This window comes from Aquaspirillum soli (assembly GCF_054781915.1).
Map to the genome: position 1 here is coordinate 1 of NZ_BAAGTM010000021.1, position 22,846 is coordinate 22,846.

A 22,846-nucleotide genomic window follows, 5' to 3' on the forward strand; every position below is an offset into this window, starting at 1 on the left:
ATTATAGCAAGCTGTTGTGATGAGCTGATTGATATTCAGAGATTAACAAATCATCCCGCTAGGCCGCTTTCAGCGTCCGCGCTCTTGACCTCGGACTGAACCCCGAGGCTTTCCGCGCATTGGGTAAATGGTGAAGGTTTACAGCGTGTGGAATAAAGGCTTTTTTGACGCATCTCAATTTGAATGTGCGATTCCGCACATTTGTAATTGCGTTTTCCAACAAAATGTGAGAAAAATACGCTGAGTACGGGGTTGATGTGCGTTTATGTGCGGTTGCAGCATAATCAAACGGTTGTTTGTTTTCAAAATCGCGCATTACAGTCTATCCATCCCGTTTTTGTGGACCAAAACACGCAAACACGCACTCATAAAGTGCGAAAGCGAAAATAAGAGGTGGAGACATGACTGCCGAATTGCCCCGCGATCACGATATCGATCCGCAGGAAACGTTAGAATGGACCGAAGCGCTTGAGTCGGTATTAGACGTAGAAGGCGCTGAACGCGCTCATTTCCTGTTAGAAAAAATGGTGGAACGGACTCGCCGCCGTGGTGCCCATCTGCCTTTTGATGCCACAACGGCCTACCAAAACACCATTCCGGTCGGCAAAGAAGTCAAGTCTCCCGGCGACCACGAACTCGAACACCGTATCCGCTCAATCAACCGCTGGAACGCTGCCGCGATGGTGCTGCGGGCAGGGAAAAAGAACTTAGAATTGGGCGGCCATATTGCCAGCTTCCAATCCTCTGCCACGTTGTACGATGTCGGCTTTAATCATTTCTGGCGTGCTCACAATGATGAACAAGAAGGCGATTTGGTGTATTTCCAAGGCCATATCGCCCCAGGTATCTATGCTCGCGCCTACCTCGAAGGCCGGTTACAGGAAGACCAGCTCGACAATTTCCGTCAAGAAGTCGGTGGTAAAGGCTTATCCTCTTATCCTCACCCTTGGTTAATGCCTGATTTCTGGCAATTCCCCACCGTGTCGATGGGCTTAGGGCCATTGATGGCGATTTATCAAGCCCGCTTCTTGAAATACCTCGAAAGCCGTGGCTTGGCAAAAACCCCTGGCCGTAAAGTCTGGTGCTTCTGCGGTGATGGTGAGATGGACGAACCCGAATCACTCGGTGCCATTGCCCTCGCCGCCCGCGAAGGCTTAGACAATCTGATTTTTGTCATCAACTGCAACTTGCAACGTCTCGATGGCCCAGTACGCGGCAACGGTAAAATCATTCAAGAACTCGAAGGTGATTTCCGTGGTGCAGGTTGGAATGTGCTCAAAGTGATTTGGGGTAGCCGTTGGGATCCGCTGTTGGCGATGGATACCAAAGGGTTGCTGAAAAAACGCATGGATGAGTGCGTTGATGGGGATTATCAAACTTTCAAATCCAAAGATGGCGCGTATGTGCGTGAACATTTCTTTGGTAAATACCCCGAATTGCGTGAAATGGTCGCGAATATGTCCGACCAAGAAATTTGGGAACTCAACCGTGGTGGTCACGACCCCCATAAAGTCTATGCCGCCTACCACGAGGCCACCCACAACGCTCATGGCCGCCCAACAGTGATTTTGGCAAAAACCATCAAGGGTTATGGCATGGGTTCATCAGGTGAAGCCCAAAATGTGGCTCACCAAGCGAAAAAAATGGATTTGGACAGCCTGCGCCAATTCCGTGACCGTTTGGGCATCCCAATTCCTGACGATCAATTAGTCAGCGCACCCTATTACAAACCAGCAGATGACAGCCCAGAAATGCAATATCTGCGGCAACGTCGCAGCAGTTTAGGTGGCTATTTGCCAGCCCGTAAGCCGGTTAAAGCACCGTTGCAAATTCCGGGGTTACATCTGTTTGACAGCCAATTGGCCGATTCTGGCGAACGTGAATTCTCCACCACGATGGCCTTTGTCCGTCAGTTGGGCATTCTGTTAAAAGACAAAAATATCGGCAAACAAATTGTCCCTATCGTGCCGGATGAATCGCGCACTTTCGGGATGGAAGGCATGTTCCGTCAGTATGGCATTTGGTCCACCGAAGGCCAAAACTATGTGCCGCAAGATGCTGACCAGTTGATGTTCTACAAAGAATCCAAAGACGGTCAGATGTTGCAAGAAGGGATTAACGAGCCCGGTGCTATGTCGTCGTGGATTGCAGCGGCCACCAGCTACGCCAATAACGGCATCCCGATGATTCCGTTCTACATCTACTACTCGATGTTTGGCTTCCAACGTATCGGTGACTTGGCGTGGGCAGCAGGCGACATGCGCGCACGCGGCTTTATGTTGGGTGGCACGGCGGGCCGTACCACGCTCAACGGCGAAGGCTTACAACACGAAGATGGCCATAGCCATATTCAAGCAGGTTTGATTCCAAACTGCCTGAGCTATGACCCAACTTTTGCCTATGAACTGGCGGTGATTTTGCAAGATGGCTTGCGCCGGATGTATGTCGAACAAGAAGACGTGTTCTATTACATCACCCTCATGAACGAAAACTACACCCACCCAGCCATGCCACAAGGCGCAGAAGAAGGCATCTTGAAAGGGATGTATCTGTTGCGTGATGGCGGTGAAGCCGAAGTGAAAGTGCAGTTGATGGGCTCGGGCACCATTTTGCGTGAAGTGATTGCCGCTGCTGATTTGCTACGCAACGACTTTGGTGTCACTGCCGATATTTGGAGCATGACATCCTTCAACCTGTTGCGTCGTGAAGGCATGGAAGTGTCGCGCTACAACCTGTTACACCCCACTGAAACACCGCGTGTGTCGTATGTGGAACAACAATTACAAGGTCGCACTGGCCCTGTGATTGCTGCAACTGACTATATCCGCAACTACGCCGATCAAATTCGCGAATATGTCCCAAGCCGTTATGTGGTGTTGGGTACCGATGGTTTTGGTCGTTCGGACAGCCGCGCCAACTTGCGCGAGTTCTTTGAAGTAGACCGTTACCACGTTGTGGTGGCTGCACTCTCGGCATTGGCACGCGACGGCAAAGTCGACGCCAACCGCGTTGCAGAAGCCATCACCAAATACGGGATTAACGTCGATAAGTTGCCGAGCTGGAAGGTGTAATCATGAGCCAGATCATCGAATTAAAAGTGCCTGACATCGGCGGGCACAGTCATGTGGATGTGATTGAAGTCTTTGTGCAAGTTGGGCAAACCCTTGCTGTGGACGATTCTCTGATCACATTGGAAACCGATAAAGCCACGATGGAAGTCCCTGCCGAATCGGCTGGGGTGGTGAAGGAAGTCCGTGTGGCAGTTGGCGGCAAAGTGTCAGAAGGGGATGTGATTGCTTTGGTTGAAGTAGGTGCAACAGCAGCAGACACCGCTGCCGCCGCCAAACCAGAAGCCACGCCCGTTGCCGCCACACCGGTAGCCGCACCAGTTGCTGCGCCCGTGGCAACCGCTGCCAGCAGCCAACGCAGTGAAATTCGTATTCCCGACATCGGTGGTCATCACAATGTCGATGTGATCGAAGTCGCGGTCAATGTCGGTGATGAAATCAAGGTGGATGATTCCCTGATTACCTTGGAAACCGACAAAGCGACGATGGAAGTCCCTGCCACTGCCGCAGGTAAAGTGGTGGCGGTGCAAGTAAAAGTGGGTGACAAGGTCAATGAAGGTGATGTGATTGTGGTGGTGGAATCCGCTGCGGCCGTCACAGCCGCCACGCCAGTGGTTGCCGCACCTGTGGCTGCGGCTGTCGCAACACCGGCAAGCAAGGCAGAAACCGTGCCGATGCCTGCCCCAGTACCTGCCCCGACAACAATCAACGAAGGGGGTTTTGCTCGTGCTCATGCCGGCCCTTCAGTGCGTAAATTGGCACGTGAATTGGGCGTTGACTTATCGAAAGTCAAAGGCAGTGGTCGCAAAGGGCGGATTATGGAGCCCGATGTCAAAGCCTTTGTCAAAGGGGTGATGTCTGGTGCGTTACAAGCCGCTCATGTGGCAGCACCGGCGGCCACTCAAGGCGGTGGTCTAGACTTGTTGCCGTGGCCAAAAGTTGATTTTGCCAAATTTGGCCCTGTCCAAAGCGAGCCTTTGTCGCGCATTAAGAAAATATCCGGTGCCAACTTGGCGCGTAACTGGGTGATGATTCCGCATGTCACACAGTTTGACGAAGCGGATATTACCGAGATGGAAGCCTTCCGTAAGAGCTTGGGCGAAGAGTTAAAAGCCGACGGCGTTAAGCTCACGCCTTTGGCTTTCTTGGTCAAGGCAGTGGTCGCAGCGTTGAAAAAATACCCTACCTTTAATGCCAGCTTGGACGGTGACAATCTGATCCTGAAACAGTATTACCACATCGGTTTTGCGGCAGATACGCCAAACGGTTTGGTCGTACCAGTGATTCGTGATGCTGACAAAAAATCGTTGATTGAAATTGCTAACGAAAGCGGTGTGTTGGCGAAAAAAGCGCGTGACGGCAAGCTGTTGCCTGCTGATATGCAAGGCGGATGTTTCTCGATTTCCAGTTTGGGCGGCGTTGGTGGCACAGCCTTTACTCCGATTGTGAATGCGCCAGAAGTGGCCATTCTTGGGGTATCGAAATCGGACATTAAACCAAAATGGAATGGTAAAGAATTTGCCCCACGCCTGATGTTGCCTTTGTCGTTGTCCTACGATCACCGTGTGATTGATGGTGCAGCAGCGGCACGCTTCACCAGTTATCTGGCACAAGTTTTGGGCGATATTCGCCGTTTGATGCTGTGAGGATTTGCCGATGAGCCAGCTAATTGAATTAACCGTTCCAGACATCGGCGGCCACAGCAATGTGGATGTGATCGAGGTCTTCGTCAAAGTGGGCGATGTCGTCAAACGTGACGATAGCCTGATTACCTTAGAAACCGACAAAGCCACGATGGAAGTCCCAGCCGAAGTAGCGGGGGTGGTCAAAGAAGTGCGTATTGCCGTGGGCGGCAAGGTCAACGAGGGGGATGTGATTGTGGTGGTAGAAGCGGAAGCCACTGCCGCCGCGCAACCTGCCCCTGCACCAACACCGACCCCTGCGGTCGCCGCCAGCCCAGCGCCAACGGCAGCACAACATCAAGGCAGTGCCGATGTTGAATGTGATGTGTTGGTGTTAGGGGGTGGCCCCGGTGGTTATTCCGCGGCCTTCCGTGCTGCCGACTTAGGCCTCAAAGTGGTGTTGGTTGAACGCTATGCCACCTTGGGCGGCGTGTGCTTGAACGTAGGATGTATCCCTTCGAAAGCACTGTTGCACAATGCAGCCGTGATTGACGAAGTGAAGCACCTTGCTGCCAACGGTATTAAGTTTGCTGAACCAGAAATTGATATTGATCAGCTGCGCGGTTACAAGGAAAAGGTGATTGCTAAGCTGACCGGTGGTTTAGCAGGAATGGCGAAAGCTCGCAAAGTGCAGTTGCTGCGTGGCGTGGGGACTTTCCTCGATCCTTACCATCTGCAAGTCGAACTGACCGAGGGTAAGGGACAAGACAAAACGGGCGAAACGAAGGTGGTGAAGTTCAAAAATGCCATCATCGCCGCCGGTAGTCGAGTGGTCAACCTGCCGTTTATTCCACAAGACCCACGTATTGTTGACTCCACCGGTGCGCTTGAGTTGAAGTTTGTACCGAAGAAAATGCTGATTATTGGCGGTGGCATTATCGGCTTGGAAATGGGGACGGTGTATTCCACCCTTGGCGCTCGGTTGGATGTGGTGGAAATGATGGATGGCCTGATGCAAGGGGCCGACCGTGATTTGGTCAAAGTCTGGGAAAAAATGAATGCCCACCGCTTCGACAACATCATGATCAACACCAAGACTGTCGCTGTCGAGGCCAAACCCGAGGGGATTTATGTCCAGTTTGAAGGAGCCAAAGCACCCGCCGAGCCACAATGCTATGACTTAGTCTTGGTTGCGGCTGGACGGGCACCGAATGGGAAACTATTGGGCGCGGAAAACGCAGGCGTGGCAGTGACTGAGCGCGGTTTTATCGAAGTGGATAAACAACAACGGACCAATGTTCCGCATATTTATGCGATTGGCGATATTGTTGGTCAGCCGATGCTGGCGCATAAAGCAGTGCATGAAGCGCATGTGGCTGCAGAAAATTGCGCTGGCGGCAAAGCCTATTTCGATGCGCGGGTGATTCCTGGGGTGGCTTATACCGATCCCGAAGTGGCATGGGTTGGGGTCACTGAAGAGCAAGCCAAGCGCGATGGTATCAAGATCGAAAAAGGCGTGTTCCCTTGGGCGGCCTCTGGTCGTGCTATTGCTAATGGCCGTGATGAAGGGTTTACTAAGTTGATTTTTGACGCGGAAACCCATCAGATCATCGGCGGTGGCATCGTCGGAACTCACGCTGGGGATATGATTGGTGAGGTGTGTTTGGCCATTGAGATGGGATGTGATGCGGTGGATATTGGCAAAACCATCCATCCTCACCCAACGCTTGGTGAGTCAATTGGGATGGCCGCAGAAGTCGCTCACGGCACTTGCACCGACTTGCCTCCGCAACGGAAGAAATAAAGTATGTCGTTCAAGTTGGGCAGACAACCTCCGCCCAACAGACACTCAAAAAACCGGCCTTGGCATCTGCTCAGGCCGGTTTTTTATTGCCGGTATAAGAGTTTAGTAGACTGGGTGTTTGGCAACCCAACACAAACCGACTGAACCTACGCCGGTTTCCCATACCTTGGATGAGATTATTTTGCTAAAGCAACGGGATAGTTGGGATGTTGTGGATTGACGGTTAGCGTTTGCAAACGAGGGTTGACGACTAAATCCATCGCCTCCATTGGAATCACGCCTAACAGGGGTTCATTCCCCAATACAACAGCCTCTGTCACATAGCTTCGATTTTCAAAAGCAATTTCAATAGGGGCGATTTTTGGCACTTTGCGTTGATGACCATCCGCCAAAGTGACAACCTGTTGACTGACCTCGGTAATATCAAATCCCAATTGCAAGGCGATTTCTTCGGTCACACACATAAACGTGGCACCTGTATCAACCAGCGCACACACTTCGACTTGCTGCTGGCTAAAAAGATTGGTCAGTGTAAGATTTGCATAGGTTAATCCCATCGCTTGTTTCCTTATAGTGATGAAAAACACCCCCACAAGGTGGGCACCGCTTGTGTGCCCACTTCGGCCACCACACTACAATCAATGCCGATCTGGGCTACGCAAAATTAACACCGGCATCGGAGCACTACGGATAACGGCTTCGGCGACGCTGCCAAGGAATAAATGAGCCAATCCTGTCCGGCCATGCGTCCCCATCACCAACACTTCCGCGTCACTGTCTTGGGCTTCGTTGATTAAAGCCTTGGCAATTTCCTCACCCGCGCCCCAACTCGCCACCGGATGGGCGGAGACATTCACCCCTTCTTGTTCGGCGCGAATCAAGTGGGGTTCTAACACTTGTCGTGCTTTGCTTTCGGCCTGCACCTGTAACCGGCCCTCATCACGCCGCCCAGCTTCATCAAAAGCAAACTCATATAAATTGGCAATGGTCACCAGATGCAAACGCGCACCCGACATCTTGGCGAGTTTGATCGCCTCGTCGAGCACTTGTGGGCTTTGTGGACTGTGATCGACTGCCACCATGATGTTTTTATACATGCTGCTCTCCTCTTGTTTCTGTAACGCATCCAAACATTGGGTCACGCCACCCAAATCGAAGGTCATCAATCATGGATTTCGTTCAAGATGGCCCGTCGTGTGGGGATTTTTAAGGTTAACACGATCACCCCCGCAATAATCAGCCCACCCCCTAACCATTGCATTGGCGTCGCCACTTCACCCAACACCAACGCTGCTAATACCAGCGTCACAATCGGCTCAACGGTCGAAACCAATGCCGCCTGTGTTGCACCGATAATCGCAATCCCAGCCAGATAACAAATGATGGCAATGACAGTGCATAAAATTGCAATAGCCACCATCGCACTCCACCCCGAAGCTGTTTGTGGTGGGTGCCAGCCTTGGATCGCCACCAAACCGATATGGCACACCGCCGCCGATGCCATCACCACAAAAGCCGCCGCAATCGGATGTGTCCGCCCACCAAATTTTTCACCAATAATGGAATAGACTGCATACAACATCGCAGCCAACACACCCAAGGCAATCCCCAATGGTTGACCACTGACATCAAAACCGATGGTGACAATCAGCCCGAGCGAAGCCAGCGATAGCGCCAGTAATTTGCGCCGTGTGATTTTCTCTTTGAACAACAACGCCGACAGCAACATCACCAAAGCCGGAAACAGATATAACAACAAACCGACTAAACCAGCAGAGGCATATTTCAGAGCAATAAAAAAGGCCTGTGCTTCAGCGGTATAAAGCACACCACCCATAAAAATAAAAGCCAGCAGCTGTTTACCACGCGGCAGCGGCAGTTTTTGCCACCATAAGAGCGGTAGTAAACACAGGCTGGCGATGGAAAAACGCAACAACAGCAAACTGGTTGGCGTCACCCCTTCGGCGTAAACAAATTTCGTCAGAATCGACATGCTGCCAAAGGCAGCACCTGACACAGCGGTGAGGGCCACGCCCGTCAGCTTGCTCATGGTGTTGTGCTTTCGTGTGTTAATAATCCTAAACAATGTTTAGGATTTTGCCACAAAATCTACTCACCAGCGGCACGATGTTTTGCCGCCAAACGCACATAATGCGCCGCCGAATAACTAAAAAAAGCCAACTCTTGTTCTGTTAAACGGCGCACCTGTTTCACTGGGCTACCCATATACAACCAACCCGACTCCAAACGCTTTCCGGGTGGGACCAAACTATTGGCTCCAACCATCACCTGATCTTCAATAATGGCGCGGTCGAGCACAATTGAACCAATGCCCACTAACACCTGATTACCAATGGTGCAACCATGTAATGTGACGTGGTGACCGATGGTGACATCATCACCGATGGTTAAGGGCGCACCTTCGGGGTCTTGCGGTGGCCGGCGGTGGCTTTGATGTAGCATGGCAAAATCTTGGATATTGGTGCGTGCCCCAATTTTGACCCAATTAACATCGGCACGAATCACCGCCATTGGCCACACCGAGCAATCCTCACCCAACTCACAATCACCAATCACCAGCGCGGTATCATCAATAAAACAGGATGCTGCCACCCGTGGTGTGATGCCATCAAAAGTTCGAATGTTGCGATTCACTATTTGCCCCCCATTTGGCTTAAATCTTGCTGTCACGACAGCAACACGAAAACAGCCATCATACCTGTAACTGTAGAGAGCCTCACGCCATGAGCACAGCCAATCCCTTATTAGACTATGCAGACCTGCCCCCCTTTGCCGCGATTCAGGCAGAACAGATCACACCGGCTGTCGAGGCTGTTTTAGCCGCAGCCCGAGAGGTGGTCAGCCAACTGACGGCAGACACCACACCGGCCACTTGGCAGGATTTTGTGCTGCCTTTAACCGATGCCACCGAAAAAATCGGCAAGGTCTGGGGACCAGTGGGGCATTTACACGCAGTGGTGAACACCCCAGCTTTACGTGAGGCTTATAATGCCAATTTGCCGAAAATCTCTGAGTTTTACAGCGAATTGGGGCAAAATTTAGCGTTGTTCGAGAAATATAAGGCCTTGGCTGCCAGCCCCGAATTTGCTCAGCTGACCCCTGCCCAGCAAACCATCATTCAACATGAACTGCGTGATTTTCGATTGTCAGGGGCAGAATTGCCCGAGGCGGACAAACCCCGCTTTACAGAAATTCAACTGCGGTTGGCCGAACTCAGTTCGACCTTTAGCCAAAACGTGCTCGATGCCACTGACGACTTTGCTCTGTATATCGACGATGTCAATGAGTTAGCAGGCGTCCCTGAAGATAGCCTCGCCATGTTTGCGGCCGCTGCACAGGCCGATGGCAAAACCGGCTATAAAATTACCCTGCAATTCCCGTTCTATTTCCCGATTGCACAATATGCCGACAACCGTGCATTGCGTGAACAACTCTATCGTGCCTATTCCACCCGCGCCTCTGAATTTGGCAAACCAGAATGGGACAATGCGCCGTTAATCCGTGAAATTTTGCAACTGCGGGCAGAAGAAGCACGGATGTTAGGTTTTGCAAATTACGCTGAACTGTCTTTGGTCAGCAAAATGGCGCAGAACCCAGCTGAAGTGGTGAGTTTCTTGCGCGATTTAGCACAACGCGCCAAACCTTTTGCGGTACAAGATCGACAACAACTCGAAGCTTTTGCACAACAAGAATTAGGGCTAGAGAGCTTACAGGCATGGGATATTGCCTATGCCAGCGAAAAATTACGGGTGGCACGCTACGCGTTTTCTGAACAAGAAGTGAAGCAATATTTCCCCGAACCTAAAGTCTTGGCGGGTTTATTTGGCGTGGTGAAAACCTTGTATGGGGTTGATGTTGTGCCGAGTGACAGCCAGACATGGCATCCCGATGTGCGCTTTTTTGATGTACAGCGCGAGGGACAACGCATTGGTCAATTCTGGTTTGATTTATATGCCCGACCACAAAAACGCGGTGGGGCGTGGATGGATGATGCCCGTGGCCGCCGCTTGACTGCCGAGGGAGTACAAACACCCGTGGCGTATATGGTGTGTAACTTTACCGCACCGATTGGTGATAAACCGGCGCTGTTTACCCATGATGAAGTGATTACGCTGTTCCATGAGTTTGGCCACGGTTTACATCATCTGTTGACCCAAGTAGATGAGCTGTCAGTCTCTGGTATCAATGGCGTGGAATGGGATGCGGTCGAGCTGCCCAGCCAGTTTATGGAGAATTTCTGTTGGGAATGGGACGTGTTGCAAGGCATGACGGCCCATGTTGACAGTGGTGAGCCATTACCGCGTGCGTTGTTCGATAAGATGCTGGCGGCTAAAAACTTCCAAAGCGGCATGATGACAGTACGACAAATTGAATTTTCGCTGTTTGATATGTTGCTGCACAGTGCTTTTGATCCCGAACAGGGTGATTGGGAGGCACTGCTGGCCGAAGTACGGCAAGAAGTCGCCGTCAATATTCCCCCCATTTGGAACCGTTTTGCCAACAGTTTCAGCCATATTTTTGCCGGTGGTTATGCGGCTGGCTATTACAGCTATAAATGGGCTGAGGTGTTATCCGCTGATGCCTATTCTGCCTTTGAGGAAACCGGCGGTGCGAATGCAGAAACCGGTCAACGTTTCTGGCAAGAAGTGTTGGCCGTAGGTGGGTCGCGTCCTGCGTTAGATTCATTCACCGCTTTCCGTGGTCGTGCACCGACCATTGATGCCCTATTGCGTCATGCCGGTATGGCGGATGTGTCTCCGACACCTGTGGCAGCCTAAGCCATGAGCCGCTATCCAACAGTGACCATTGCCGCCATTGCCACGGCGGCAGGCCGTGGTGGGGTGGGTGTGATTCGAGTCTCGGGGCGCGATTTACTTCCCTTGGCACACGCCATCAGTGGCGGTAAAACGCCGACCCCACGTCGTGCCTTATATACCGATTTTTTTGCTGCTGATGGCAGTGTGTTAGATAACGGTCTGTTGCTGTATTTCCCTGCACCGCATTCCTTCACAGGCGAAGATGTATTGGAATTACAAGGCCACGGAGGGCCGGTCATTCTTAATATGTTGTTGCGGCGTTGTGTTGAATTGGGATGTCGTTTGGCCGAGCCGGGGGAATTTACCCGCCGAGCTTTTCTAAACGACAAAATCGATTTGGCACAGGCGGAAAGTGTGGTCGATCTGATTGATGCACAAAGCGAGGCCGCTGCTCGTTCTGCTGTTAAATCGTTAAAGGGGGCTTTTTCTGCTGAAATTCATCGCTTGGTCGATGAGCTGATTCAGTTGCGGATGTTAACCGAAGCCACCTTAGACTTTCCGGAAGAAGATGATGTTGAATGGCTGGAAAAAGCCGGTGCCTTGGCACGCTTACAGCAGGTGCAACAGCAACTCGACCGTGTCTTAGCCACCGCCACACAAGGGGCGATGTTGCGTGAGGGGTTGCATGTGGTGTTGATTGGGCAACCAAATGTAGGTAAATCGAGTTTGCTCAATGCCTTGGCAGGAGAAGAAATCGCCATTGTCACCGACATCGCCGGCACCACCCGCGATACTGTGCGCGAACACATTGTTTTAGAAGGCGTACCGCTGCATATCATCGACACAGCCGGTTTGCGTGATACCGAGGACAAAGTAGAACAAATCGGGATTGAACGCACGTGGCAGGCCATTACCCGTGCCGACCTTGCTTTGTTGTTGGTTGATGCGGCACATGGTTTAGGCGAGGCCGAGCAGGCGATTCTTGCCAAGCTGCCACCGACACTGCCGCGTTTGTTAGTACACAACAAAATCGACTTATCAGGCGAGAAAGCGACAGTGACTGAACTGAACGGGATCCAGACGGTGCGCGTATCAGCGAAGCAGGGTACGGGGCTAGAAGGGCTGCGACAACAGATATTGCAGCAAGTAGGCTGGCAAGGAGAGTCAGAAGGCTTGTTTCTGGCCCGCGAACGGCATTTAGATGCCATCCGCCGCGCCCGCACCGAGCTGGATCAAGCACGACAGGCGTATGCCGTTGCTGCAGAATTATTTGCCGAACACCTCCGCCGCGCTCAACACGCTCTCTCGGAAATTACTGGCGAATTTACCGCTGACGATCTACTAGGTGTCATATTTAGTCGGTTTTGCATCGGAAAATAAGATGCGTTCCGAAATGGTCTAAACAATTCCACACATCCCCCTGAAACCCGCGTCACTGCGGGTTTTACACGACAAACCATCTCGGCCAATAACTTTACGGGAGAACGGCTGCTGTTAGGATCGACCTAGACCATTACACACAGAACGGCGCCTACTGGTGGGTTACTTCCAGCCTGCACGCCGCTCACAGTCTTTCATTGCTTGAGGATTAGCTTTTTCCCATTGGGTGATCGAGCGAGTTTCGTTTTCGTCCATCTTATCATTCATACAAACACAATAGCTAAGCACGACTTCAGGGGCAGCACCTTCACCTTTGTTGTCATTGACACACTGATTGATCCATTTCTTGTCATCCGCGTTCTGTGCTAGTGCAGGGCCGCTGAAAACAAACAAACTCGTTACAGCACACAAACCTACCAGAATCGATTTCATCTCAACGCATCCTTTATTTTATATGGATTTGATTCCTGGATGTTTCCACCAGATTTTCAAACCACACGGAAAGAAAAAAGACAGGTTTTTAACCTTAATTAGACCAAGGTGTTAGGGGTAATTGTCATACTGCGCTAAATATTCCTAAAAGGCAACGCCTACCTATTGAGCACAACTTGACATCCTCCCCAGCCTGAAGGCCGGAGATTCCTACAGCGCTCAGGCGCGGCATTGAGCCGCCCCCTGAGTTGCTTCGGTGGGTTCCTGCTGCTGGCAGCCTTGTTGCACTACTCACTTCACAGGTGAACTGGGCAAGTCTTGCCTTTTTTTGATTATTTGTGGTTATCTTTAATCATGAACACTCCCACCACTAAACGCATTGGGGCATTGTCGTAGGGGTTTCGCGGGGGACTTTGGCTGCAATGCGGGCGGTGATGCACCCGATTAGCCAATGTTTTGGGAACAATTTCCCAACATGTCGCGCAGCGTTGCGAGGGTTTGAGTTGGCGGGTGTTGACCAAATGGAGTGTCGTGCCAGCTTCTGCCGCTTATTCAATCTAGATGCGCTATCCTTGATGCTTTTCTAAGTTGGAGCCAAGCATGGCCGCAAGTTTGTTCGCCTTGTTGGATGATATTGCATCGTTGATGGATGATGTCGCTGCGCTATCAAAAGTCGCTGCTCAGAAAACCGCTGGTGTGGCTGGTGATGATCTTGCCGTGGGTGCAAATCAAATGCAGGGGCTGCCGCCACATCGCGAATTGCCAGTGATTTGGCGAATCACCAAAGGCTCTTTACTTAATAAACTTTGGCTATTGATTGCACTATTGGCCATTGCGTATTTCTTACCAGCATTAATTACTGTGTTATTGATTCTTGGTGCTGCCTACTTGGCATTTGAAGGGGCGGAAAAAATCATTGAAAAATTTTTTCCACATGCTCACGATCATGAAGACAGCCCACCTCAAACAGAAGAAGATAAAATCCGTGGAGCCTTGCGCACCGATTTGGTGTTATCCACCGAGTTGATGGTGATTGCTATGGGGGCTGCCGGTGATAGCAGCCTAGGGACAAAAGCCGGTGTGTTATTTGCAGTTGGGATCGGCGTGACCTTCGTGATTTATGGCATCGTGGCGTTGATTATTCGCCTAGATGATATGGGTTTTGCTTTGATGCAGCGTAACAGCGCGACCGCACAACAATTTGGTCGGGTGTTGGTCAACAGTGCACCCAAAATTCTGCGAGTGTTGGCGGTGGTGGGTACGATAGCGATGTTCTTGGTCGCAGGTGGAATTGTGGTACACGATATTCCCGCGATTCACCATGCCGTTGAACCTTTGACTTCCTCCCCGCCCTAAAGAGCGAGGATTCCTGCTGCCAGACGGCGAAGTCCCGCCGCGAGAATGTTTTTGGCAGCGTTGGTATCGCGGTCGTGTGTTGCACCACATTCGCTGCAAATCCATGCTCTTATTCGCAAACTTGCTCTACCTTTCGGACTGCTGGCGGGAATTTTCCCGCAGCACGAGCAGGTTTGGGTTGAAAACGCTTCGTTAATTTCCTCGAACACCACACATTGCCTCATGGCCTTGTACTTGAGTTGTGTTCTGAACGTTGTCCATGCCGCATCGTGCACCGATTTTGCCATCGGTGTTTTTGCGAGTGCCTTGGCGTTCACGTTACCAACGAAGATGATGGCGTGAGCTTTGACAAGACGTGTTGTTTCTTTGTGGATGGCATCTTTGCGTTGATTGGCAATTTTCGCGTGTATCGCTCTCACACGGGCTTTCTTTCGTGCGCGTTGCGCAATGCCAAGCGCTGCCTCTGATTCGCGATACCACTGTTTTGGCTCAAATTTGCCACCGTTGCTGTCTGCTGCAAGGGTTTTTAGACCCAGATCAATCCCGATGGCTGACGCGCCATATTGAACCGGCTTGGCTTCGGTTTGACACTTCACTACTACGTTGAGATACCAACGACCACGAGAATCTTCGTTAAAACTACCTGCGCGAAATTCAAACCTTGAGAGTCCATAGGAGTCCCAGAGACCAATGTTCATGCCCTTGAAACGAACTTGGCCATTTTTGTAGGTCAACGCGCCTTTTTTAAAGGGAATCCAGCCGAGTGAGTATTTGGGGGATGTCTTGTTGCTGACACGCCAATTCAGACGCTGTTTTTTGAACTGTCTCAGTCGGGTTGCAAATTCTTCACAAACCGCTTGCTGGGTGCTTGAGCCAATATAAACACCATCGCATTTGCTGAAACCGTTGGTGAGTTTTTGCAGATCAAACCCCGATAACCAACGCTGCGGCTTATTCGTATAACGTCGCAAGCTTCGATACTGCGTTTCGTTGCAAAAATTCCAAACCGTATTCACATCACGCGCCATCGCCAGCAACGCTTTCGCGTGCTTGTCTTTGATGCGCAGTTTCAGGGTTTTGACGGTTTCCATGACAGAATTATAGCAAGCCGTAGTTCGAAGAATAACAAATAATCACACTAGGCCGCTTTCAGCGTCCGCGCTCTTGACCTCGGACTGAACCCCGAGGCTTTCCGCGCATTGAGTAATACATCTCCTCGGATCAACCCTGACCGAAGCATTAGTCGGCCTTGTATTTGGACTGATTTTGGTATCGCTCACAACAGCGTTTAACATGATAAAACGTCGTTTTATTTGATATGCTGTTAGCCCCAGTTTTTATGCTGGGGTTTCAACCAGGGTATAAGCGACGATGTTAATTAAAAAACATTGACCATATTGTCACGGTGGATGAGTTCCGGTTCGACCAAATAGCCCAAAATGCTTTCTAATTCACGCGTTGGGCGGCGCATAATCAGACGGGCTTCGTCAGCGCTATAATTCACCAAACCGCGCGCCACTTCCTGTCCTTGTTCATCGACACAAGCCACAACCTCCCCGCGCAAAAATTCACCTTCTACTGCAGCAACACCAATCGGCAATAAACTCACCGTGCCGCTGGCCACCGCTTTTGCTGCCCCTGCATCCAACACCAGACGACCTGCTAATTGAAGATGATCGGCCAACCACTGTTTGCGCGCTGCAAGACGGGTTGTTGGAGCGACTAATTGGGTGCCGATGGCTTCACCGTCGGCGAGGCGCGACAGCACATTTTCTTCGCGACCACAGGCAATCACGGTTGCTGCACCAGAACGGGCGGCGCGTTTGGCGGCGATGATTTTGGTCAACATGCCACCAGTCCCCACGCTGGATCCTGCTCCACCGGCCATTTCTTCTAAGGCAGGATCGCCGGCTTCGGCTTCGTAGACGAAAGTGGCATCAGGATATTTGCGAGGGTCGGCGGTATACAGCCCTTTTTGATCGGTCAGGATAATCAGCGCATCGGCCTCAATCAGATTGGTCACCAACGCGCCCAACGTGTCATTGTCACCAAAGCGAATTTCCGAGGTCACCACGGTATCGTTCTCATTGATGATGGGCACCACATTCATTTTTAACAGCGTGGTTAAAGTAGAACGGGCGTTGAGATAACGGGTACGGTCGGCGAGGTCTTCGTGGGTCAGTAAAATTTGTGCTGTTTTTAAGCCATAGCCTCGGAAGGCGGTTTCATAGGCTTGTGCCAATCCCATTTGTCCCACCGCTGCTGCGGCTTGCAATTCATGAACGGCTTTCGGTCGCGCACTAAAGCCAAGTCGTTGTAATCCCTCGGCAATCGCACCAGACGACACCAGCACCACCTCTTTACCACGGCGCACTAAGTCGGCAATTTCCGCTGCCCAACGATTCAGGGCTTGATGATCCAGCCCTCGACCATCATTTGTCACCAAACTGGAACCAACCTTAATCACAATACGCTGGCTGGCATGAATAAGCGATTGCATGTTGTAGATTCTTTCGCAAAATAGATGCGGCGGATTATAAACGCAGTGCCGGCATGGCCAAAAATTAAGCCAGTTTTAAGCCATCTTGCGGCATGATGGTTGCACGTAATCTATCCCTTAGCCTTACCTTTAGGAGAATGACATGGGTTTGTTTGATATGTTCAAAAGCGATTCTGGTGACCAGATGACGCCTCATTTGGCTTTTGCCACCTCGCTGTTGTACATGATCGCCGCTGATGGCGAATTTGATAACGAAGAAATTGGTCATTTGCTGTCAGTTTTGGGTGGGGAAGAAAGCGGCGGCTCGATTGGTGTTGGGGCCAATAACCGTGCCTTGTTGGACTCGGCCCAGCGTTACGTGCGTAAGCACAGCATCGACGAATTTATCCGCGAAGCGGCGCCTTTGCTGTCTGATGCTCAAAAGATGTGTATTTTGGTCAACCTGATTGATTCTTCCTTGGCCGACGGTCAACCAGAACCAGAAGAACAAGTGATGTTTGGTAAGTTCTTGGCTGGTTTTGGTATCAGCGAAGAGCGTTTCCGCCCCTTCTTTGAAGTCATTCTGCTGAAGAACGATCGCTCGGTGTTCACGAATGCCAATCACCCGAAAAACGCCCCCGGTTTCCAAGTGACCTTGCCCCGTTAATCTAAAAGCTGGCTGTGGGGTGGGGCAATCAACCACTCCACCCGGCTTTGCATCGCCCGATTTAGCCTCACCTCACCATTCCCCTCTACCAGCAAGACCCCCGCAACCCCAAATCGCTGTGCGTAATTGATGATCTGTGCCGGCGCACTGAAATAAATCGGTTTACTCGCCACATCCGAGCGCAACCCAGCATGCTCCCCACCACTGATTAACACGGTTGCTGACTGGCGTTGGCAAGTGCTATAGCCAGTTTTTGGCAGAATCAAATGGCAATAACGTTGGTTTTGATAAACGAAATAGCGTTGATAATCGCCAGACGTCCCAATCGCCTCGCCATCCGCCAAACTTACCACCGCCATTGCCGCCCCTTGCCGTGGGTGTTGAATACCGACCCGCCACGGCTGCTTAGGCGCTTTTTGTCCCATTGCCAAAATATTGCCGCCGATATTGATTAAGGCGTGTTCTACCTGATGCTGGCGCAGTATCTGTGCTACCCGATCTAGCGCCCATCCTTTTGCCATTCCACCAAAATCGAGCGCGATACGGGCTTGGCGGCTGTGGGCTTGATTGCCATTGAATTCAATCGCCTGTGTTGAGGGTGGGGGACTGAGCAATGCGTGCAATGTTGCCGCTGGCGGGGGGGCGGGGGCAGCATGTTCTTGTTGAAATCCCCACTCACGAATCAGCAAACCAATAGCCGGATTAAACAGGCCATCACTGAGTTGTTCAAATTGTTGGCTGTGACGAATCAGCTCGGTTAATTCCGCTGATAGCGTGATCGGTTGGCCGCTTTGAAATGCGCGATTGATTTGAGAGAGTTCGCTGTCGGTTTGCCACGGATGGAGCTGACGATGTAGGCGGTCGAGCTCGTGTAGCGCGGCTGTGATGGCTTGTTGTGCGATCTCTGGCTTAGTCTGTGCAATGCTGATTTCCACTCGGGTGCCGAAAACATAACTTTCTTGCTGTTGTAATGTTGTCTGTGATTGGCAACCACTCAGGATAAAAAAACTGCATAGTCCAGTAAAAATCGTGGGCAAGTGGAAATTGTGTGTGAAATTTTTTGATATTTTGATATAAATCAAAATAATGTAGAAAAAATGCTTATTCAGCATGAGCCCTATCCATCTTTTGTACTGTTTTTAACAAGAGTGTTTATTATGTGCAGCCTAAGAAAAAATTGCAGAAACCTTCATTTTTCAAAAAATGAAACCCTAACTAGGCTCTTTCAATGTTAAAGGCATGAGAGAAAAACGGCTAAACAGACCTTTTTCGTCTCAACTTCGTTCACGTTTTCGTGAACGCTATGCACAACGACAGCAGCAGACGTTGTTGCAGGGACGACATTTATCAAAGGTACTCAATCAGTTGCCGGCGACCATTGCATATTGGGACCGCCATCTGAAAAACTGTTTCGCCAATAATGCATATCGGATATGGTTTGGGGTTGATCCAGATGATATATTTGGAAGGCATATTCGATTTGCCCTCGGTGATGCACTCTATCGCAAAAATCTCCCACACATCCAAGCTGCGTTACGCGGGGAGATGCAGGTTTTTGAACGAGCGATTCCTTCTCCTGATAGTAGCCATGTTCGTTATGGCCAAGTGAGCTATATCCCAGACATCCACCCTGACGGTGTCCGTGGCTTTTATGTTTTTGTCTTTGATATTTCACCTCAGAAAATTTCACAACTTGCGCTCGTAGCCAGCGAAGAACGTTATCGGGCTGTGGTTGAAGATCAGACCGAGCTGATTTCGCGTGTGCACCCAAATGGGGGGTTTTTATTTGCCAACCAAGCCTACTGCCGTTTTTTTGGTAAGTCGTTGACCGAACTGATGCAAGGGAAATGGCAGCCGGTGGCACACCCTGATGATGTACCGTTGATTACCGCTGAGCTGAAGAAGTTGTCGCCGCATTGCCCTGTCGTGATTATCGAAAACCGTGTGTATTCGGCCAATGGACAAGAACATTGGATGCAGTTTGCCAATCACGGTTTTTTCGATAGCAGTGGCCATTTGGTTGAGATTCAATCGGTAGGCCGTGATATCACCGCCCGCAAACAAGCCGAAGCCGCGCTACAAGAGGCCCACGACACCTTAGAAAATAAGGTCATCGAACGAACCGAGCAGCTACGGCGGTTGGCCATTGAGGCGACCTTGGCCGAAGAGCGTGAGCGCCGTGCTATTGCTCGCGATTTACATGATGATTTGGGACAAATCCTGCACATCATGAAAATTCGTTTAGAATTGCTAAAAAAATCAGTCACTCCAGCACAAAAAGACAATCTAACAGCATTAGAACTTTTTACGCACCGTGCCAGCACCCTTGTTCGTTCCTTTACTGCCCAGCTTAGCCCACCGGTGTTAGAAAACTTGGGTTTGACTGCCGCGCTACGTTGGTTGGAAAAAGAAGTGTTGGATATCTATGGCCTAGCGGTGACCACGGATATTGAAGAACCCAATTGCACCCTCTCGCATACCCAAGCGGTGATTTTGTTTCGGATTGCGCGTGAGTTGCTGATCAATATCACCAAACATGCCGAAGTCGATGACGCTGAACTCAGTTTACGTTTTGATGGTGAGCAAGTGCTGTTGCGTGTCAGTGATCACGGTCGGGGCATTGCCAATCAAGAACAGGCCTTAAGTGGTGTCTCGGGTTTTGGTCTGAATAGTGTGCGTGAACGCATTACCTTTTTAGGCGGCAGCATGTGCTTGGTCTCTGCACCTCAACAGGGGGTGACTGTTACCGTCAAATTACCCGTAGAACAGAAAGGAGAAAAACATGACCATTAAAATCATGCTTGCAGATGACCATAAGATGTTTCGTGAAACCTTGAAAATTCCCCTCAATGCCGAGGCCGACTTTCAAGTGATCGCCGAGGCAGGCCAAGGCAAAGAATTATTAGCGTTATTAGAACAATACCAGCCAGATGTCTTGGTATTGGACATTAACCTACCAGACATTCATGGCATTGAACTGGCGAAATATATTTCGCGGGAAAGGCCATTGATTAAAATTTTGGCGTTGTCTGGCTACACCGAAAAAATCTTTATTGATGAGATGTTGCAAGCTGGTGCCATGGGCTATGTGGTGAAATCCGCTGGCTCTGATGAGTTAATTACCGCCGTTCGTACCGTAGCGGGTGGGGAACGGTTTTTATCCCCGGATGTCGCACACAACTTTGCGGCATCGGCCATTTCTCATTCTTCCTCCGACCTTGATCCACCATTAGCGTTATTGGGCCGGCGTGAACGTCAAGTGCTGGCGCTGTTAGCACAAGGGCTAAGATCACACGAAATTGCCGTGCAAATGGGCATTGCACCTTCTACAGTAGAAGTTCACAGACGCAATATTCGCCAAAAACTCGGCTTAACCTCGATTGCTGAGTTAACTAAGTACGCTTTACGCAAAAAAATCGTTTCTAACTGATTTTCTAGCAAATCGTTTATTTGTATAGCTAATACATGTTTTTGTTAATTGATGATCATGATGCGTCTGTCTATCATTCGCCGCGTCACGTTGTGCATAAAAATACCTAAATCAGCATGATGGCTTAACCTGTATAGGTTTTTTGATTCACCCTAATTTCATGTCATTGGAGTGCTTGCTGTGCGCGTCAACCAACCCGTAACGCAGGTCGAAACCTTGTTGCCAAAAGATCAGTTCATTTACTCCCGAACCGATCTCAAGGGCATCATCGTCGAAGCTAATCAAGCTTTTGCAGACATCAGTGCCTATACCCGTGAAGAAATGATAGGCCAGCCGCATAACTTAGTGCGGCATCCTGACATGCCACCACAGGCATTTGAGGATATGTGGCGTGACTTAAAGGCGGGGCGGCCTTGGCGCGGGCTGGTAAAAAACCGTCGTAAAGACGGCGGCTTTTACTGGGTGGTGGCGAATGCTTCGCCGGTGCGTGAAAACGGCAAAATCGTTGGTTATCAGTCCGTGCGTACTTGCCCAGAACGGCATGAGGTCGAGGCAGCGACGGTGGCTTATGAAAAATTATTAAAAGGCGACCGTTCAATCCGCGTATTTCATGGCCGTGTGGTGCCTGCACGGCGCTCGCCTTGGGCAGTGTTTTGTTGTTCGGAAGTCCAACCGTGGTTGATTGGGGGAAGTTCTCTCTTATTAAGTGGTTTGGTATTACTACAACAACTTTTCCCTAGCATCGGCTTGCAAACGCTGTTGTTACCGTTATCGGTATTGGCGTTATTGATTGCGCTGTTTTTCTTGGTGGTTTTTGTCCCGACCTTTAATAAGGAAATTGCCTTATTGACAGCTTATTTAGAGCAGCTGTTGTTGTCGGGTGATTTAACACAGCGCTTTGATTTAAAAAGGCAAGATCCAGTCGGGGTGATTGCACGCAAAATTGACCGTTTTGTGTCGTCAATTCAAGCCACCATACAGTGTATGGCCGATTCGGCGCGCCAAGTGCGTTCGATTGCGGCGGATGTCAGTCAAGGCGTGACCCATGTGCAATTCTCGGCACAACAGCAAAACCAAGCGACTAACTCTGCTGCGGCTGGGATTGAAGAAATTACCATGTCGATTGCTGAAGTTGCTACCCGCGCAACACATACCTGTCACTCGGCTGCTGGCGCAACGACGTTATCTGAACAGGGCGCGGTGTTATCACAACAAGCTTGCTCTACGATTCTGTCGTTGGCCGATACCGTGAAACAATCTGCAGTGCAGGTTGAACAGTTGGGTAAACAATCAGAGGAAATTTCTCGGATTACCGGTGTCATTAAAGAAATTGCCGAACAGACTAACTTGTTGGCGCTCAATGCTGCCATCGAAGCGGCGCGGGCGGGTGAAATGGGGCGGGGCTTTGCGGTGGTGGCGGATGAAGTTCGCAAACTGGCCGAACGAACCGCAAATGCAACGGAAGAAATCAGCAGCATGATTCAAGCGGTGCAAGCTGAAACCGGCAAGGCTGTAGATGGAATGCGTGGTGGCGCCGAGCAAGTCGAGCGCGGCGTATCGTTGGTGCAACAAGCGCAAGATTATCTGCACAACATCAATCAGCAAATGCAGCAAACCACACAGATGGTGAGTGATATTTCTCTCTCGGCACAAGAACAAAATCAGGCCATGAGTTTAATGGCAGAAAATGTCGAAAGTATTGCAGTCATGACCGAACAAAATATGAAAGTCGTGGAGTTGACAACTGATACCGTACAACACCTTAACAAAATGGTACACAGAATGGAAAAAGCGGTTAAGCAATATTCTGTGTAACAAATTTTTTAAAAA

18 protein-coding genes are annotated in these 22,846 nt (G+C 50.5%); 10 read left to right on the forward strand and 8 right to left on the reverse strand.

Annotated features, from left to right (window positions below; translation table 11 throughout):
- Nucleotides 1-401: 401 nt before the first annotated feature.
- Genes aceE through lpdA form a run of 3 tightly spaced genes read left to right on the forward strand, consistent with a single transcriptional unit; the run spans nucleotide 402 to nucleotide 6,494 of the window.
- The gene (aceE, locus tag ACYVJG_RS12135; protein WP_460431279.1) at nucleotides 402-3,071 is read left to right on the forward strand and encodes a pyruvate dehydrogenase (acetyl-transferring), homodimeric type; all 2,670 of its coding nucleotides are present in this window, start codon (nucleotides 402-404) and stop codon (nucleotides 3,069-3,071) included.
- 2 nt (nucleotides 3,072-3,073) lie between these two features.
- Complete coding sequence (gene aceF / locus ACYVJG_RS12140) at nucleotides 3,074-4,714, forward strand: dihydrolipoyllysine-residue acetyltransferase (RefSeq protein WP_460431280.1); 1,641 nt, start codon at nucleotides 3,074-3,076, stop codon at nucleotides 4,712-4,714.
- A 10-nt stretch (nucleotides 4,715-4,724) separates the two neighbouring features.
- Nucleotides 4,725-6,494 (forward strand): dihydrolipoyl dehydrogenase, encoded by a 1,770-nt coding sequence (gene lpdA, locus ACYVJG_RS12145; protein ID WP_460431281.1) that lies wholly within the window; start codon nucleotides 4,725-4,727, stop codon nucleotides 6,492-6,494.
- Between the two features lie 176 nt (nucleotides 6,495-6,670).
- Here the strand turns inward: lpdA and ACYVJG_RS12150 are convergent, their stop codons facing one another.
- The 4 genes from ACYVJG_RS12150 to ACYVJG_RS12165 all read right to left on the reverse strand — a co-directional run bounded on the left by ACYVJG_RS12150 (nucleotide 6,671) and on the right by ACYVJG_RS12165 (nucleotide 9,149).
- On the reverse strand, nucleotides 6,671-7,051 hold the full coding sequence (locus tag ACYVJG_RS12150; protein WP_460431282.1) for a clan AA aspartic protease: 381 nt from the start codon (nucleotides 7,049-7,051) through the stop codon (nucleotides 6,671-6,673).
- Nucleotides 7,052-7,132: 81 nt separating this feature from the next.
- Nucleotides 7,133-7,657, reverse strand: coding sequence for a universal stress protein (locus ACYVJG_RS12155; RefSeq protein ID WP_460431283.1), 525 nt, complete (start codon nucleotides 7,655-7,657; stop codon nucleotides 7,133-7,135).
- Nucleotides 7,657-8,544 carry a DMT family transporter gene (locus tag ACYVJG_RS12160; protein WP_460431284.1) on the reverse strand — a complete coding sequence of 296 codons (888 nt, stop codon included), beginning with the start codon at nucleotides 8,542-8,544 and terminating at the stop codon, nucleotides 7,657-7,659. Before ACYVJG_RS12160 ends, ACYVJG_RS12155 begins: the two co-directional genes overlap by 1 nt.
- Before the next feature lie 59 nt (nucleotides 8,545-8,603).
- Nucleotides 8,604-9,149 (reverse strand): gamma carbonic anhydrase family protein, encoded by a 546-nt coding sequence (locus ACYVJG_RS12165; RefSeq protein WP_022654570.1) that lies wholly within the window; start codon nucleotides 9,147-9,149, stop codon nucleotides 8,604-8,606.
- A gap of 89 nt (nucleotides 9,150-9,238) precedes the next feature.
- On the opposite strand from ACYVJG_RS12165, the gene ACYVJG_RS12170 reads away from it, so the two are divergent.
- Nucleotides 9,239-11,293 (forward strand): M3 family metallopeptidase, encoded by a 2,055-nt coding sequence (locus ACYVJG_RS12170; RefSeq protein WP_460431285.1) that lies wholly within the window; start codon nucleotides 9,239-9,241, stop codon nucleotides 11,291-11,293.
- Nucleotides 11,294-11,296: 3 nt separating this feature from the next.
- A complete protein-coding gene (mnmE, locus tag ACYVJG_RS12175; protein WP_460431286.1) occupies nucleotides 11,297-12,652 on the forward strand; it encodes a tRNA uridine-5-carboxymethylaminomethyl(34) synthesis GTPase MnmE in 1,356 nt (451 codons plus the stop codon).
- A gap of 162 nt (nucleotides 12,653-12,814) precedes the next feature.
- On the opposite strand, the gene ACYVJG_RS12180 is transcribed toward mnmE, so the two are convergent.
- A complete protein-coding gene (locus tag ACYVJG_RS12180) occupies nucleotides 12,815-13,084 on the reverse strand; it encodes a hypothetical protein (protein ID WP_460431287.1) in 270 nt (89 codons plus the stop codon).
- A gap of 600 nt (nucleotides 13,085-13,684) precedes the next feature.
- Here ACYVJG_RS12180 and ACYVJG_RS12185 point away from each other — a divergent pair.
- The gene (locus tag ACYVJG_RS12185) at nucleotides 13,685-14,440 is read left to right on the forward strand and encodes a DUF808 family protein (RefSeq protein ID WP_460431288.1); all 756 of its coding nucleotides are present in this window, start codon (nucleotides 13,685-13,687) and stop codon (nucleotides 14,438-14,440) included.
- Here the strand turns inward: ACYVJG_RS12185 and ACYVJG_RS12190 are convergent.
- The gene (locus ACYVJG_RS12190; protein WP_460431289.1) at nucleotides 14,437-15,531 is read right to left on the reverse strand and encodes an RNA-guided endonuclease InsQ/TnpB family protein; all 1,095 of its coding nucleotides are present in this window, start codon (nucleotides 15,529-15,531) and stop codon (nucleotides 14,437-14,439) included. The two genes, ACYVJG_RS12185 and ACYVJG_RS12190, sit on opposite strands and share 4 nt — an antisense overlap.
- 287 nt (nucleotides 15,532-15,818) lie before the next feature.
- On the reverse strand, nucleotides 15,819-16,940 hold the full coding sequence (gene proB / locus ACYVJG_RS12195) for a glutamate 5-kinase (protein ID WP_460431290.1): 1,122 nt from the start codon (nucleotides 16,938-16,940) through the stop codon (nucleotides 15,819-15,821).
- A gap of 142 nt (nucleotides 16,941-17,082) precedes the next feature.
- Between proB and ACYVJG_RS12200 the strand changes: the two genes are divergently transcribed.
- The gene (locus tag ACYVJG_RS12200; RefSeq protein ID WP_460431291.1) at nucleotides 17,083-17,586 is read left to right on the forward strand and encodes a tellurite resistance TerB family protein; all 504 of its coding nucleotides are present in this window, start codon (nucleotides 17,083-17,085) and stop codon (nucleotides 17,584-17,586) included.
- Here ACYVJG_RS12200 and ACYVJG_RS12205 read toward each other — a convergent pair.
- Nucleotides 17,583-18,521 carry an FAD:protein FMN transferase gene (locus ACYVJG_RS12205; protein ID WP_460431292.1) on the reverse strand — a complete coding sequence of 313 codons (939 nt, stop codon included), beginning with the start codon at nucleotides 18,519-18,521 and terminating at the stop codon, nucleotides 17,583-17,585. The genes ACYVJG_RS12200 and ACYVJG_RS12205 overlap by 4 nt on opposite strands.
- 304 nt (nucleotides 18,522-18,825) lie before the next feature.
- On the opposite strand from ACYVJG_RS12205, the gene ACYVJG_RS12210 reads away from it, so the two are divergent.
- The 3 genes from ACYVJG_RS12210 to ACYVJG_RS12220 all read left to right on the forward strand — a co-directional run bounded on the left by ACYVJG_RS12210 (nucleotide 18,826) and on the right by ACYVJG_RS12220 (nucleotide 22,831).
- Entirely contained in the window at nucleotides 18,826-20,379 is a 1,554-nt protein-coding gene (locus ACYVJG_RS12210; RefSeq protein ID WP_460431293.1) for a PAS domain-containing sensor histidine kinase, read from the forward strand.
- Nucleotides 20,369-21,016, forward strand: coding sequence for a response regulator (locus ACYVJG_RS12215; RefSeq protein ID WP_460431294.1), 648 nt, complete (start codon nucleotides 20,369-20,371; stop codon nucleotides 21,014-21,016). The genes ACYVJG_RS12210 and ACYVJG_RS12215 overlap by 11 nt, the downstream gene beginning before the upstream one ends.
- Before the next feature lie 180 nt (nucleotides 21,017-21,196).
- The gene (locus ACYVJG_RS12220) at nucleotides 21,197-22,831 is read left to right on the forward strand and encodes a methyl-accepting chemotaxis protein (protein ID WP_460431295.1); all 1,635 of its coding nucleotides are present in this window, start codon (nucleotides 21,197-21,199) and stop codon (nucleotides 22,829-22,831) included.
- Nucleotides 22,832-22,846 lie beyond the last annotated feature (15 nt).